The 13,184-nt window shown below is 70.6% G+C and carries 17 protein-coding genes and 1 tRNA gene; 11 read left to right on the top strand and 7 right to left on the bottom strand.

Features of this window, described 5'->3' with window-relative positions; translation table 11 throughout:
* The first annotated feature begins 23 nt into the window (after positions 1-23).
* The 3 genes from glp to ABFX46_RS06995 are packed head-to-tail and all read left to right on the top strand — an operon-like array spanning position 24 to position 2,202.
* Positions 24-1,232, top strand: a complete 1,209-nt coding sequence (glp, locus tag ABFX46_RS07005; protein WP_346040506.1) for a molybdotransferase-like divisome protein Glp — start codon at positions 24-26, stop codon at positions 1,230-1,232.
* Positions 1,229-1,696 (top strand): cyclic pyranopterin monophosphate synthase MoaC, encoded by a 468-nt coding sequence (gene moaC, locus ABFX46_RS07000; protein ID WP_346040505.1) that lies wholly within the window; start codon positions 1,229-1,231, stop codon positions 1,694-1,696. The genes glp and moaC overlap by 4 nt, the downstream gene beginning before the upstream one ends.
* Positions 1,697-1,719: 23 nt before the next feature.
* Positions 1,720-2,202 carry a MogA/MoaB family molybdenum cofactor biosynthesis protein gene (locus ABFX46_RS06995; protein WP_346040697.1) on the top strand — a complete coding sequence of 161 codons (483 nt, stop codon included), beginning with the start codon at positions 1,720-1,722 and terminating at the stop codon, positions 2,200-2,202.
* Positions 2,203-2,235: 33 nt separating this feature from the next.
* Here ABFX46_RS06995 and sepF read toward each other — a convergent pair whose 3' ends face one another.
* Positions 2,236-2,499, bottom strand: coding sequence for a cell division protein SepF (gene sepF, locus ABFX46_RS06990; RefSeq protein WP_346040504.1), 264 nt, complete (start codon positions 2,497-2,499; stop codon positions 2,236-2,238).
* An 87-nt stretch (positions 2,500-2,586) separates the two neighbouring features.
* A complete protein-coding gene (locus tag ABFX46_RS06985) occupies positions 2,587-3,420 on the bottom strand; it encodes a DeoR/GlpR family DNA-binding transcription regulator (RefSeq protein ID WP_346040503.1) in 834 nt (277 codons plus the stop codon).
* A 95-nt stretch (positions 3,421-3,515) separates the two neighbouring features.
* Between ABFX46_RS06985 and nagA the strand changes: the two genes are divergently transcribed.
* The 4 genes from nagA to ABFX46_RS06965 all read left to right on the top strand — a co-directional run bounded on the left by nagA (position 3,516) and on the right by ABFX46_RS06965 (position 6,200).
* Entirely contained in the window at positions 3,516-4,676 is a 1,161-nt protein-coding gene (gene nagA, locus ABFX46_RS06980) for an N-acetylglucosamine-6-phosphate deacetylase (RefSeq protein WP_346040502.1), read from the top strand.
* Between the two features lie 36 nt (positions 4,677-4,712).
* Entirely contained in the window at positions 4,713-5,342 is a 630-nt protein-coding gene (locus tag ABFX46_RS06975) for a GNAT family N-acetyltransferase (protein ID WP_131942706.1), read from the top strand.
* A gap of 215 nt (positions 5,343-5,557) precedes the next feature.
* The gene (sepX, locus tag ABFX46_RS06970) at positions 5,558-6,079 is read left to right on the top strand and encodes a divisome protein SepX/GlpR (protein WP_346040501.1); all 522 of its coding nucleotides are present in this window, start codon (positions 5,558-5,560) and stop codon (positions 6,077-6,079) included.
* Between the two features lie 47 nt (positions 6,080-6,126).
* Positions 6,127-6,200 (top strand) — tRNA-Ala (locus tag ABFX46_RS06965).
* Positions 6,201-6,269: 69 nt separating this feature from the next.
* On the opposite strand, the gene ABFX46_RS06960 is transcribed toward ABFX46_RS06965, so the two are convergent.
* The 3 genes from ABFX46_RS06960 to ABFX46_RS43425 all read right to left on the bottom strand — a co-directional run bounded on the left by ABFX46_RS06960 (position 6,270) and on the right by ABFX46_RS43425 (position 7,131).
* Positions 6,270-6,518: a tyrosine-type recombinase/integrase gene (locus ABFX46_RS06960; RefSeq protein WP_346040696.1), complete on the bottom strand. Its 249-nt coding sequence runs from the start codon at positions 6,516-6,518 to the stop codon at positions 6,270-6,272.
* Between the two features lie 64 nt (positions 6,519-6,582).
* On the bottom strand, positions 6,583-6,717 hold the full coding sequence (locus ABFX46_RS06955) for a site-specific integrase (RefSeq protein WP_346040500.1): 135 nt from the start codon (positions 6,715-6,717) through the stop codon (positions 6,583-6,585).
* A gap of 144 nt (positions 6,718-6,861) precedes the next feature.
* A complete protein-coding gene (locus tag ABFX46_RS43425; RefSeq protein WP_428831223.1) occupies positions 6,862-7,131 on the bottom strand; it encodes a tyrosine-type recombinase/integrase in 270 nt (89 codons plus the stop codon).
* Positions 7,132-7,204: 73 nt separating this feature from the next.
* Between ABFX46_RS43425 and ABFX46_RS06950 the strand changes: the two genes are divergently transcribed.
* Positions 7,205-7,366 (top strand): hypothetical protein, encoded by a 162-nt coding sequence (locus tag ABFX46_RS06950; RefSeq protein ID WP_346040499.1) that lies wholly within the window; start codon positions 7,205-7,207, stop codon positions 7,364-7,366.
* Between the two features lie 676 nt (positions 7,367-8,042).
* On the opposite strand, the gene ABFX46_RS06945 is transcribed toward ABFX46_RS06950, so the two are convergent.
* Positions 8,043-8,597, bottom strand: a complete 555-nt coding sequence (locus ABFX46_RS06945; protein WP_346040498.1) for a hypothetical protein — start codon at positions 8,595-8,597, stop codon at positions 8,043-8,045.
* Positions 8,598-9,057: 460 nt separating this feature from the next.
* On the bottom strand, positions 9,058-9,519 hold the full coding sequence (locus ABFX46_RS06940) for a hypothetical protein (RefSeq protein ID WP_346040497.1): 462 nt from the start codon (positions 9,517-9,519) through the stop codon (positions 9,058-9,060).
* 319 nt (positions 9,520-9,838) lie between these two features.
* On the opposite strand from ABFX46_RS06940, the gene ABFX46_RS06935 reads away from it, so the two are divergent.
* Genes ABFX46_RS06935 through ABFX46_RS06925 form a run of 3 tightly spaced genes read left to right on the top strand, consistent with a single transcriptional unit; the run spans position 9,839 to position 13,145 of the window.
* Entirely contained in the window at positions 9,839-11,359 is a 1,521-nt protein-coding gene (locus tag ABFX46_RS06935; RefSeq protein WP_346040496.1) for an FAD-dependent oxidoreductase, read from the top strand.
* Between the two features lie 15 nt (positions 11,360-11,374).
* Positions 11,375-12,502 (top strand): hypothetical protein, encoded by a 1,128-nt coding sequence (locus tag ABFX46_RS06930; protein WP_346040495.1) that lies wholly within the window; start codon positions 11,375-11,377, stop codon positions 12,500-12,502.
* A gap of 4 nt (positions 12,503-12,506) precedes the next feature.
* Positions 12,507-13,145, top strand: a complete 639-nt coding sequence (locus ABFX46_RS06925; protein WP_346040494.1) for a TetR/AcrR family transcriptional regulator — start codon at positions 12,507-12,509, stop codon at positions 13,143-13,145.
* The last annotated feature ends 39 nt before the right edge of the window (positions 13,146-13,184 follow it).

Here is a 13,184-nt window from a genome sequence, read left to right as displayed (position 1 = left end):
GTGGTCATGAGGGAAGCCTGGTCATGAGAACGGTCGATGAGCATCTGACGGAGATCCTCGGCAGCGTGAAGGTGCTGCCGCCGCTCGATCTGGCGCTGCTGGAGGCGCAGGGCACGGTGCTCGCCGAGCCCGTGTCCGCGCCCGTGCCGCTGCCGCCGTTCGACAACTCCGCGATGGACGGCTACGCCGTCGTCGCGGCCGACATCGCGGCGGCCACCGACGCGGCGCCGGTCGCGCTGCCCGTCGTCGGCGACATCGTCGCGGGCGACTCCGGCGTGTCGGCGATCCGGACCGGGCTGACCGCGCGGATCATGACGGGCGCGCCGCTGCCCGCCGGCGCCGACGCGGTCATCCCGGTCGAGTGGACCGACGGCGGCAACGCCACCGTCAAGGTCTTCCGCGCCGCACCGCCGGGGAACTACATCCGGCGTGCCGGTGAGGACGTCCTCGCGGGCCAGGTCGTCGCCGCGGCGGGCACGCGGCTCACCGCGCCGCAGCTCGGCATGATCGCGGCGGTGGGACGCCCCCGGGTGACGGTGCGTCCGAAACCGCGCGTCGTGGTGGTCGCCACGGGCGACGAACTGCGCGAGCCGGGCTCCACCCTGGCCCCGGGCCAGATCTGGGAGTCGAACAGCTTCATGCTCACGGCCGCCGTGGTCGAGGCGGGCGGAGTGGGGTTCCGGCAGGCGACGGTCGAGGACGAGCCGGGCAAGGTGCTCGAAATGCTCCAGGACCAGCTCGTCCGGGCCGACGCCATCGTCACCACCGGCGGCGTTTCCATGGGCACCAGGGACGTCGTCAAGGAAGTGCTCAGCACCACCGGGACGGTGGGCTTCCACAAGGTGCGGATGCGTCCCGGTAAGCCGCAGGGGTTCGGCCTCCTCGAAGGCACGCCCGTGTTCACCCTCCCTGGGAACCCTGTGAGCGCCTACGTGTCGTTCCAGGTTTTCGTCCGTCCGGCACTGCTCGCCATGCAGGGGCTGGCGCCGGAACCGCTGCCGACCGTGAGCGCGGTCCTCGCCGAAGACGTCAAGTCGCCCGTGGGGCTCCGCCACTACCTGCGCGGCAAGCTGTCGTTCAACCGGGGCTCGTACAGCGTCACCGCGGCCGAGGTACAGGGCTCCCACCAGCTCGGGTCGCTCTCCTCTGCGAACGCGCTCATCGAGCTACCGGAGGACGTCGAGGCCCTCCCCGCCGGTTCCCACGTCAACGTTCTGAGGTTGCCGTCTTGACCGAGTTCACCCACCTGGACGACACGGGCTCCGCCCGCATGGTCGACGTGTCGGCGAAGGACGTCTCCGCCAGGACCGCGACGGCGACGGGCTTCGTCCGCCTGTCACCGGAGTGCGTCGGCCTCCTGCGCGCCGGTGACATCCCCAAGGGCGACGCCCTGTCGGTGGCCCGCATCGCCGGGATCATGGGGGCCAAGCGCGTCCCCGACCTCGTCCCCCTGTGCCACCCCATCGCGCTGCACGGCGTCACCGTCGACCTGGAGATCACGGACGACGGCGTCGCGATCACGGCCGTTACCCGCACCGCCGACCGCACCGGCGTCGAGATGGAGGCGCTCACGTCCGTGAGCGTCGCCGCGCTCGCCCTGGTCGACATGGTGAAGGCCGTCGACCCGGCCGCCGTGATCACCGACGTCCGGGTCGAGGAGAAGACCGGCGGGAAGACGGGGGTGTGGCGGCGGTGACCGGGACGCCTCTGATCAGGGCGATGGCGGTCACCGTCTCGAACCGGGCCGCGGCCGGCGTCTACGCCGACAAGTCCGGGCCCGTGCTGGTCGAGATGCTGGAGGACCTCGGCTGCCAGGTGGACGGCCCGGTCGTGGTCCCCGACGGCGACCCGGTCGCCGAGACCCTGGCAGACGCGGTCGCCGGCGGCTACGACGTCGTCGTGACGACCGGCGGGACGGGCCTCACCCCGACCGACCAGACCCCGGAGATGACCCGCCGCGTCCTCGACTGGGAGATACCGGGCATCGCGGAGGCCATCCGGCTGGAGGGCCGCGAGCAGGTGCCCGCCGCGATCCTGTCCCGCGGCCTCGCCGGCGTCGCGGGCCGCACGCTCATCGTCAACCTGCCCGGCTCGACCGGCGGCGTCCGCGACGGCATGGCGGTGCTGGGCAGAGTCCTGACCCACGCGGTAGACCAGATCAAGGGCGGCGACCACCCTCGTCCTATGGCCGCAGACGCGTAGGTGCTGCGGCGGGCCTTCGCCCGCCCGAGCGAATCAGTCGGCGATGTGGGCCAGGTCGGGGATGTGCGCGGCGGCGATCCGGGGCCTGGCCGGCGGCTGGAGAAGGAAGATCTTCTTGTCCAGCCGCTCCATCTCTCCACCTCGCCCGCAGATCAGGCCGGCGCAGAAGTCCACCAGCTCTCTGGCCACGTCGTCGGTCAGTTGGGTGAGATCCATGAGCACGGGGTCGCCCTTGCAGAAGAAGTGCCCGACGTGGAGCGCCTCGTTGTAGCCCGTGGGGGCAAGCTTCCTGATCACGGGTCAAGTCTGCCAACACTCCGACGTAGTGCAAGGGCACTGCGGGCTAGACGCGGCGGGCTGGACACCGTGGTTAGGAGCGGCGGGCTAGGCGCGGATGACGCGGACGCCGGCCTCGGTGAAGGCGGCCACCTCCGCGTCCGGCACCGTCCCGTCCGTCACGAGGACGTCGATGTCGCCGACGTCGCAGATCCGGGCGAACGCCCGATGGCCGACCTTCGACCCGTCCGCCACCACGACGACCTGCTCGGCCCGCTCGGCCATCAGCCGGTTCACGTCGGCCTCGCCCTCGTTGTGGCAGGTCGCGCCGTGCCGCGCGTCGATCCCGTTCACCCCGATGACCGCCACGTCCAGCGTCACGTGGTCGAAGATCCCGGTGGCGAGCGGCCCGGTCAGCTCGTAGGACTGCGGCCGCGGCACCCCGCCCGTCAGGACGATCTTCACATGCGGCCGGACGGCCAGCTCGTTGCCGATGTTCAGCGCGTTCGTCACGATCGTCAGCGCCGGCGTCGCCCCTTCGGCGTGCAGGTCGGCGCGGGTGGCGAGGACCCGGGCGACCTCGGACGTCGTCGTCCCGCCGTTCAGCCCGATGATCGACCCCGGCCGGGCCAGCTCGGCGGTCGCCGCCGCGATCCGCTGCTTCTCCGACGCGTGCCGCGCCGCCTTGTAGCGCAGCGGCAGGTCGTAGCTGACGCTCTGCGCGACGGCGCCGCCGCGGGTGCGGGTCAGCATCTGCTGCTGCGCGAGCTGGTCGAAGTCGCGGCGGATCGTCGCGGCCGACACCCCCATGCGCAGGGACGCCTCCTCGACCGTCAGCCTGCCCGCGTCCGCGAGCAGTCCGAGCAGCGCGTTCCAGCGCTCGTGCCGGGTCACGCCGGCCCCCTTTCGCGCGGACGGGGGAAGGTCAGGGGCTGAGGTCATCCGATGGATTCTAGCCTGCGTGGCCCTGGCCCTACCTGCACGTTCAGGCCGTGGAACAATCAGCAACGGTCATGTGCGCGCATCGAGAGGACCTCATGCCAAACCCGAACGATGGGCCAGCTCGCGGGACGATCCTCACCAGCGCCCGGATCGTGCTCCCGGACGGCGTCCGCCGCGGAGACCTCCACATCGCGGACGGCAAGATCACGACATCGGCCGCGGGCGACGAGATCGACCTCGCCGGCCGGTACGTCGTCCCCGGCTTCGTGGACATGCACGTCCACGGCGGAGCGGGCGTCTCCTACCAGCGCCCCGACGACGGCGCCCGACGCGCCGCGTCCTTCCACCTCGCCCACGGCACGACCACCACGATGGCCAGCCTCGTCACCGGCGACCCGCACGAACTCGCCGACGCCGTCACCCACCTCGCCGACCTCGCCGCCGACGGCGTGATCGCCGGCATCCACCTCGAAGGCCCCTACCTGGCCCGCGACCGCTGCGGCGCCCACGACCCGGCGCTGCTGCGCGCCCCCGACCCCGCCGAGTTCGCCCGGCTCGCCCGGCTCGGGCGCGGGCACCTCCGCATGATCACGATCGCGCCCGAACTGCCCGGGGCCTTCGACCTCGTCCGGCAGGCCGTCGACGCGGGCGTGATCGCGGCCGTCGGCCACACCGAGGCCACCGGCGCCACCGCCCGCGCCGCGTTCGACGCGGGCGCCCGCGTCGCGACGCACCTGTTCAACGCCATGCGCCCGCTGCACCACCGCGAGGGCGGCCCGATCGCCGCCGCGCTGAGCGACCCGCGCGTCACCGTCGAGCTGATCAACGACGGTGTCCACGTGGAGCCTGCCGTGACCCGCCTCGCGTTCGCCGCCGCCCCGTCCCGCGTCGCGCTGATCACCGACGCCATGGCCGCCGCCGGGATGGGCGACGGCGACTACCGCCTCGGCGTGATGGACGTCGAGGTCCGCGGCGGCCGCGCCACCCTCGCCGGCGGGACGTCCATCGCCGGCAGCACGATCACCATGGCGGACGCCTTCCGCCGCACCGTCACCGACACCGGCCTCCCCATCGAGGACGCCGCCCGCGCCGCGTCCCTGACCCCCGCCCGCGCGCTCGGCATCGACGCCCGCACCGGCTCCCTGGAGCCCGGCAAGGACGCCGACCTGGTCGTCCTGGACGACGATCTCCGTGTCACCCGGGTGATGAAACAGGGCACGATCGTCCCGCGTGCCCGAATTCTCGGCGACAATTGATGGCGTCCAGACGTCCGACCAGGGAATCATGGAACCGTGGAACGTTTACGGGGATGGCCGGTCACCCTGACCGAGGGCCCTGTCGGCCTGCGCCCGCTGCGGCATCGCGACGCCGCGGTCTGGCGTGAGCTGCGGGTCCGCAACGCCGACTGGCTCCGCCCGTGGGAGCCGACCAACCCCGAGACGCCGCTGTTCCGCAGCGGCCTCGGGCCTTACCTCAGCATGGTCCACACCATGCGCCGCGAAGCCCGCCAGGGTCTCGCGCTGCCCTGGGTCGTCACCCACGAGGACGAATTCGCCGGCCAGCTCACCATCGGCGCGATCGTCTGGGGCTCGGCCCGGTCCGCGCAGATCGGCTACTGGGTCGACAAGCGGGTCGCCGGACGCGGCGTCATTCCCACCGCCGTCGCGCTCGCCGTCGACCACTGTTTCTTCACCGTCGGCCTCCACCGGCTCGAAGCCAATATCCGCCCGGAGAACACCGCGAGCCGCCGCGTCGTCGAAAAGCTCGGATTCCGCGAAGAGGGAATTCGCCGCCGCCACCTGCACATCGACGGCGCCTGGCGCGACCACATCTGCTACGCCCTCACCGTCGAGGACGTGCCCGGTGGCCTGCGCGCCCGCTGGCTCGCCGAGCGCAAACAGGCATTTCCCCGCGGCACATGAGCCCGCCGTGACTTTCCCGCCGTAAGAATCCTGCGATCGAGAAGGCGCGGCAAACGGAGAGTAACGGCGGGATCGATCTCGCGACACACCGCCCCTTATGCTCGTCAACCTCTGACACCCCCTCGTACCGTGCGGGGCGTGACCCTGCTCCCATTGCACGTTCGCGCGCCGAAAGTCGGCCCGCCTGTTAAGCGTGCCCTGGGACGGTGGGGCCGGTGAGCAGCGCCGTCCTGTACCTCGCCATCGTCGCCGTCTGGGCCGTCGTCCTCGTGCCCATGTGGCTGCGCCGCGACACCGAGACGACCGGGATCTCCCGCCTCCTCCACAAACGTCCCGAGGAGGACGAGGAGGAGGAACCGCTTCCCGAGGAGACCCCGGAGCCGCGCCGCCGCGTCACCCGGGCCACCGTCATCGCCCGGCGCCGCCGCCGCACCACGGGCCTGACCGCGCTCGTGCTCACCGCCGTCGCCGTCGTCGCGTCCGGCGTCGCGCCCTGGTGGATCACCATGCCCCCGGCCGCCCTGCTGGCCGGCCACCTGGCGCTGCTCCGCGTCGCCGTCGGCATGGACACCGCCCGCCGCCGCGCCGCCGCCGAGGCCCGCGCCGCGGCCCGCATCCGCGCCCTGGAGGCCCGCCGCGCCGCCGAGGAGGCCGAGCCGGCCGAGGTCATCGACCTCATCACCCCCGACGAGGTCTTCGACCAGTACGCCGACGACCGCCGCGCCGTCGGCGAGTAACCGGTGCGCGAGCACCCCCCAATGTTTGCTAACCTTACGGAGTCCTCGGGGCTGTGGCGCAGTCCGGTAGCGCACCTCGTTCGCATCGAGGGGGTCAGGGGTTCAAATCCCCTCAGCTCCACCCAGGTCAAAGGCCGGTTCTCCGAAGAGAAACCGGCCTTTTTGGTGCCCGTACAGCAGCGAAGTACAGCTACGACCCCGCACGCTTGGAGTCGAGGCTCCGACCGAGCCGCGTCGCGTCCGATGACACCTCGCTGTAGACGTTCATCGTGACCGAGATCTGGCTGTGCCGGAGGATCTGCATCGCCACGCGCGGGTGTACGTCCATCGCCACCAGGAGCGAGGCGCACGTCTTGCGGGTCGCGTGTACGGGGATCTGTCGGACGCCCGCCTTACGGCAGGCGGTGACGAAGCTGCGATTGAAGTTGCGCGGTTCGATCGGCTGCCCGGTGCGGGATCTGCTAGACGACCGTCAGTTCGGCCCCGTCCAGGTCGACGTCTTCTCAGCAGAGCCCGAGCATCTCGCCGCGCCGCAGGCCCAGGACGAGGATGAGGACGTAGGCGGGGGACAGCGGGTAACGGCGCGTACGGGCCGCTTCGAGGAGCTTGCGGGCCTCATCGACCGTCCAGGGCTTCACTTTGCGCCGGCGAGGCTTGGGGACGCGCAGGAGGCTGCCACGTTGCGCGGTAGTACCTCCTCCCGGACGGCGTTGTTCAGGGCCGCCCGCAGGACCGTCCAGGCGTCCCGAACGGTCCGGTCGGAGGTGAACTGCTCGCAGTACTCACCGACGGCGCAGCATCGCCGCTCGTCCTTGCCTTGTGCGGAGCACTGGCAGCGGCCACGGAGCCCGTTGAGCCACGCCCGGACGTCCCTGAACGCTCAGCTTGTCGAGTCGCTTCTTGCCCAGCTCAGGAACGATGTAGAGCCGCACGAACATGTCATAGTTCGTCGCCGTCGCGGGTGCCAGGTTCGGGTCTACGAGCTCCCGGAGCCAGTACGCGAGGTAACTGGCCAAGGTCGGCGGGGCGGTAGCCACCGGCCCGGACCTCATGGTGTGTGGACGGGCCTGTTCCCGGGCCCCGCGGGACTTGGCCGACGCTCCTGATCGCGGGCCCGAGGCGGGCATGACCGGCCGGGATAGCCGGTTCACCGGCGACCTGGCAGCGCCGGCCACCGTCCAGCACATCGCCCGCCAACTGCCCGTCGCCCAGGCCGACAGCGGGCGGAGTTGCGGCCCAACCGCCGCTTCCGGGGTGAACCAGCAGGTCATCGCGCCGATCTTTTGAGTGGATGCTCCTGGCCGGACGTCGCCATTGTCGCCCGCTTGGGTCACGCCCTGGCCCACGACTGCGGCCGGTCGTCCGACCCGGCCGTCAGACGCGCTGACGGGTGACCGGAGCGGCACCGGTCGGCACGAGCGGATCGGTCGTCGTCCGGAGTGATGGATGGCGGTTGGGTAGACATGGCATCGTCGGCCTCTTCACCTGCCTTGGCCGCCACATCGTCGTCGCGGACCAGGCGGCAGGTAATTACGGCTCGACGAGTCCGAACGAGCGTCAGCTGGATTATGCGTCGAAGCGCGAGTCCCTATTGGCTATCGGTCGGGCAGCGCGCGCGACTTCGCGGCTCTAGCGGTCCCTCGGCTTGCCTTAGCTTCTGCCGAAGCTGTTCCACGCGTTCACGCGTGTGCTGCTCCATCCGGTCCAGACGCTGACGAATGAACCAGGACGTCATAAGCGGACGGACCACGCCCGCCATGCGATCACTCAACGATTTCTGCACCTCCCACTGTAGAAGTGCCCTGGCGTGGGACGCCGTGGCTTTGCAGACAGAACCCACCAACTCCCGGCTTCGACGGCGCGCCACCCTGGCGGGTGCAGCACCTATCTGTATGGACTGGTCCTGGGGTTCGTCCGCAGCTCATGGGCTTTTGTGATCCGCCACGTTCCGGGGGCGGTGGAGTCAGAGCGGCGCTGCTGCCTGCAGGAGCAAGCTGCGTTCTTGGGGGCCGACCAGTTCTTCAGGCAGACTGGCGTCCTCTGCCAGCAGGCGTAGGGCGTCCGCGTGCTCGAGAAAAACAGCTTTGCACTGTGGTCGCTCGGGGTGATCGCAGTCAGGGCCGAGGAGCGTTGACCAGTTGTCGTCCGGGGCCAGCGGCTCGCTGAACACCGCAGTCACGGCCAGCAGCTCAACCAGCTCGGCGCGGGCCGGCACGGCGGGATCGACCGCAAGTCGGATCAAGTACGGCAAGGCCGTCGGCATTGCTGTGCTCACCTGGAAGAGCCCGTCATTCAAGACGATGCCCAGCACCCGCACCGCCTCCGGAGCGGCGGCAGCGTCCAGAAGCCCTGCGAATACCGCCGGGGTCTGCGCAGGACACCCTGGGATGTCTGCCCAGCGAGTGTCGTCCAAGCCCTGGAGCGCAGGGTGATCACATGAGGCCTGGGCCAGTGATGGAAACTTCTCCAGGAACCGGGCGATCGCCGCCTCCCGGTCTGCCAGATCATGCAGGCACATCTGCCAACTCCAACCTCAAGCGGCGTCCGCGCGAACGTAACCCGCCGCCGCACCGCCGCAGTGACAGTGCCACAGCGTAAACGTGCTCAGGCACGACAGCATTGCCAGGTTGGGGACGGCTCGGGTGTGAAACCCGCGTGCGCCTGTACCGGGGGAGCGGCGCGCATGGAGGACGAGGCGCGCGCGGCTGGGATTGGCGCAATCAGCGGCGCCGCTCAGGGGGCACAGGAGGTTTGAGCGGGGCCCGTCTCTTGGACGCCAGCCCGGTGCGCGTTGTGCAAGTGCTCGCGACCGTGCCCAGCAACCCGCGCCGGACGGCATCAGCGGCACGGTTGGCGTTCGAACGCTGAGGTCGACGGGCTGACCAATGACGGGTAATGATGGCTATCAAGTAGCACCACGGGCGCACGTCGGGTGTGGCCTGGCCTCGGTTTCGGGACTTTGGGCGTCGTCGGTGACTCTAGCCGTGGGCTTTCCGCTGTGTGCTCGGCATGAGCTTCAGGGTGCCGTGGGAGACGCTTACGCACAGCGCCGTGGGGGCGAGGACTGTGAGTGCCCCGAACAGGCTCGCCAGTAGGGAGTGCGCAATGCCCACACCGGTGGCCACGGCGGTAAGAAATGCGTAGACCATGGCCAGGGCTCCGGCCACGGTGGTGGCGACGAGCCACTTGGTCAGCAGGCGCCCCTTCTTTGCGGCCATCTCTCCGATAACGCCGGCCGGCAAGAACAGCAGCGGCACCAGGACGACGCCCATCAGGCCGGCAAGCAGCACCAAGAAAGGCCCGGCCAGTGGACCGCCGGTGTCCGTATCAGTGACGACTGCGTACGCGAGCAGACCGGCGTAGATGACGGCGGCCTGCACGATGAATGCCAAGCAGGCGACTGCCGCACCGATCAGGTGCTGACCGGTCTTCACGAACATAAGGCTCCCCCCCCGCGCTCGCGCCCCGGTCGGCAGTTCCCGGTCCGGATGCGTCGAGTCAGAACAAGTCGGTAGTTCGCCCATGTCATCAGCCGAAAGTGTCCAGCTGGTGATCGTATCGGACGGGTTTTGTGGTTGATGGCGGCGGCCGGCGACGCAGCGGGAACGCCCTGCCGCGGGCCGCACGGTCAGCCCGCGCCTCTTCGTGGGTGGTGTCCCCGTCGGTAGCGACTTGTTGGGGGCGGGGTGTTCTTGGGTCTTGACCCGGGGTTGGGGTGATCATACATTCGATCAATAAGTGTATGAATGGAGGCTCTGGATGCGGTCTGGGACGGCGGTGGTGCTGGGTGGGAGCGTCGCGGGGTTGTGTGCGGCGGGGGTGCTGGCCAGGCGCTTTGAGAGAGTGGTCGTTCTGGAGCGGGACGAGCTTCCGCCGGGGGCCGAGCATCGGCGCGGAGTGCCGCAGAGCAAGCATCCGCACTTCCTGCTGAACTCCGGGCGCCGGGCGATCGGGGAGATCTTCCCCGGGTTCGAGGAGGCGCTGATCGCCGCGGGCGGGATGCGGCTGATGCCGTCGATGGACGCGGCCTACTGCGAGAACGACGGCTGGGCGCCGCGCAAGTCCGGGTCGATGACGATGGTCTACAGCTCCCGGGTGCTCATCGAGCGCGTCCTGCGGGAGAAGGTCCGCGAGGTGCCGGCCATCGAGATCCGCGAGGGCGTGACCGTCACCGGGCTGCGGTCGAGTGGTGGCGGCACGGTGGGCGGGCGCGTCGAGGGGGTCGAGTTCCGCGGCGGGGACGGTGCGGGCTATCTGGCCGCCGACCTCGTGGTCGATGCGCTCGGGCGAGGGTCTTCGGTCGTCGAGTGGCTCGTGGCGGACGGCTGGTCCGCGCCGCCGGAGAAGACCCTGGACGCCAAGGTCACGTACGTCTCGCGCTGGTACGACCTGCCGCCGGCCGGACGGCGTCCCGAGTCGTGGTGGTGGCGGCACCTGGTCATCACCCCGACCCAGGACACCGGTGACCATCCCGACGAGCACGAGTTCCTCAGCAACTTCTTCCCGATCGAGGGCGACCGCGCCATCGTGTGCATGGGGTCGTGGGGCATCCAGATGCCGCGCAAGACCGAGGCGTTCGAGGACGCGGTGGACCGGGTCCGCGCCGCGGCCTTCGGGCGGGCGACCCGGGCGTGCACCCCGACGTCCGAGGTCCATCTGACCCGTTCCACCGGCAACAAGTGGCGCCGCTTCGACCTGCTCGACGTGCCGCCGGTCGGGCTGGTCTCCGTCGGCGACTCGATCTGCGCCTTCAATCCGTTCTACGCCCAGGGGATGAGTTCGGCGGCGCGTTCCGCGCTGATCCTCGGCGAGATGCTGGCCGGGCGGGAGGTCCTCGATGCCGCCTTCTCCAAGGAGTTCCTCGCCCGGCAGAAGACGTCGCTGGACGTGCCCTGGATGCTCGCGATGGCACGCGACCAGGCCTACGACTTCGCGACCGGGAGCGAGGTCGCGGCGCCGTGGCGGCGCAGGCTGGCCGCGCGGTTCAGCTGGCCGGTCTTCAACGCCATCAACGCCGCGAGCCGCGAGGACGCCTACGTCGAGCAGACGTTCGCCCAGGTGTTCAACCTCGACAAGTCGCTCAGGGAGATGGCCGCCGACCCGCGGTTCTGGTTCGGCATCGCGCGGTACAAGCTGCGCCAGCGGCTCGGACGGACGGTCGTGCCCGGCGGGTTCGACGAGCGGGACGATCCGCCCGGCACCGACTACACCGGCTACACCGGCCGGGCGGGCGCGCCGTCCGCCGGAGCGCGCCGGGGCGACGACCTCGTCGAAACCTGATCAGGGGAGCTGAACATGGGCTACACGTGCGACCCGGTGGCCGAGCGCATCGCCGAAGGGCTCGGGTTCTCCTGCCGCGGCGCGGACGCCGTGGTGACGTTCCGCAATCCGTTCGGGCTGGAGAACGGCACCATGCCGTTCCTCGAACTGCTCATCATCGGCGGGGCGGTGTTCGCGCTCGTCCACGCGTGGCGACGGTGGCGGCGCGACGGCGACCCGGTCAACATCTCGCTGTGGTTCGCCTCGGTCGTGTACCTGGCCGTGATCGAGCCGCCGCTGTACTTCCCCGGCTGGTTCGGTCTGGAGGAGCACGTCGGGTTCATCTTCTCCCACAACGTGTTCACCGTGCAGTTCATGTACGACCGGCTGCCGCTCTACATCGTGGCCTTCTACCCGGCGATCTCGCAGCTCGCCTACGAGCTGGTGCGGGTCCTGGGCGTGTTCGCCCGGCGCGGTCCGCTGCTTGGCTCGGTGGCGGTCGCGTTCGCCTGCCAGGTCTTCTACGAGATCTTCGACCAGCTCGGGCCGCAGCTGAAGTGGTGGGCGTGGAACCCGGGCAACGAGATGATCAACCAGCCGGCGCTCGCGTCCGTCCCGATGAACAGCATGCTCCTGTTCGCCTCGGTGTCGTTCGGCGCGATGACCTACCTCGTCGTCCGGCTGGTCGGGGTGGACGAGGGGCGTGACGCGCGCACGGGATGGAGCATCGGCTGGCGCACCGTCCTCGCGGGTGCCGCGACGCCGCTGGCGATGATCGTGGTGAGCGCGCCCAGCGGCGCCTTCCGCGGTGAGGACCAGCTCGGTATCCAGCGGGGCATCCTGTCCGCCGAGCTCGCCGTCGTCTGGATCGCCGGCCTCTACCTGCTCGTGGACGCCTGGCGCGCGACGCGTACCGACTCCGGCCCTGTCCAGTCGCCGGCGTTCGCGCGGGTCTACCCGGCGGTGTACCTGGGCGTGCTCGTCGTTCTCTGGCTGACCGCGCTCCCGGCGTATTTCGCGTCGTCCGGTGGCGTCACCGAGCAGGGCACCCCGGTCGGCAGCCTCTGGTACGCCGCACTGTGCGCCGTCGCCGCGGCGGTGCTCGTCGTGGCCGCGGTGCGCGTGCGGGCGCCGCGTCCGGCCGTGGAGCCTGTGGGATCCTAGGGCCATGGCGCACCACGGCTGGGGAGGCAGGCCCCCTGCATCAGACGCCGAGGCCCGGCAGCGCATCGTCGACGCGACCGCCCGCTGCATCGACCGGCACGGCGTCGTGAAGACGACCCTGTCGGACGTGGCGACCGAGCTCGGCGTCACCCGCCAGACCGTCTACCGCCACTTCGCCCGCATCAGCGACATCGTGGGCGAGGTGGCGGCCCAGGGCGCGGAGTCGTTCGTCGATCGGCTGGTCGCCCACCTCCAGGGGATAGGCGATCCGGCCGAGGCCGTGGTCGAGGGCATGATGTTCTGCCTGCGGACCATCCCGACCGAGCCGCGGTTGAGCCTGCTGCTGCAGCTCAGGGACTCCGGTGCGTTCGGCCGCGGCGCCACCACCGCGGACGCGATCGCCTACGGCGCCCAGATGCTGAAGCGCTTCCCGGTCGACTGGACGTCCGCCGGGGTCGGCGAGGACGACCTCAACGGCCTCGCCGAGATCATCATGCGGCTGCTGACCTCGCTGCTGGAGAACCCGGGCGAGCCGCCGCGGCCGGAGGCGGAACTCCGGGCCTTCCTCGACCGCTGGCTGGCCCCGGCGCTGCGCCGGCCGTCCGGACGCCGTGTCCCGGTGGGCGCGCGGCCTGACGCTTGATCGCCGCGATCAGTCATTCCCGCTGCGGCGAAGTGCTCC

The organism is Actinomadura chokoriensis (genome assembly GCF_039529475.1).
Lineage (GTDB): Bacteria > Actinomycetota > Actinomycetes > Streptosporangiales > Streptosporangiaceae > Spirillospora > Spirillospora bangladeshensis.
The sequence above is the reverse complement of the archived record's forward strand: the minus strand, read 5'-3'. Positions and strand labels throughout refer to the sequence as shown.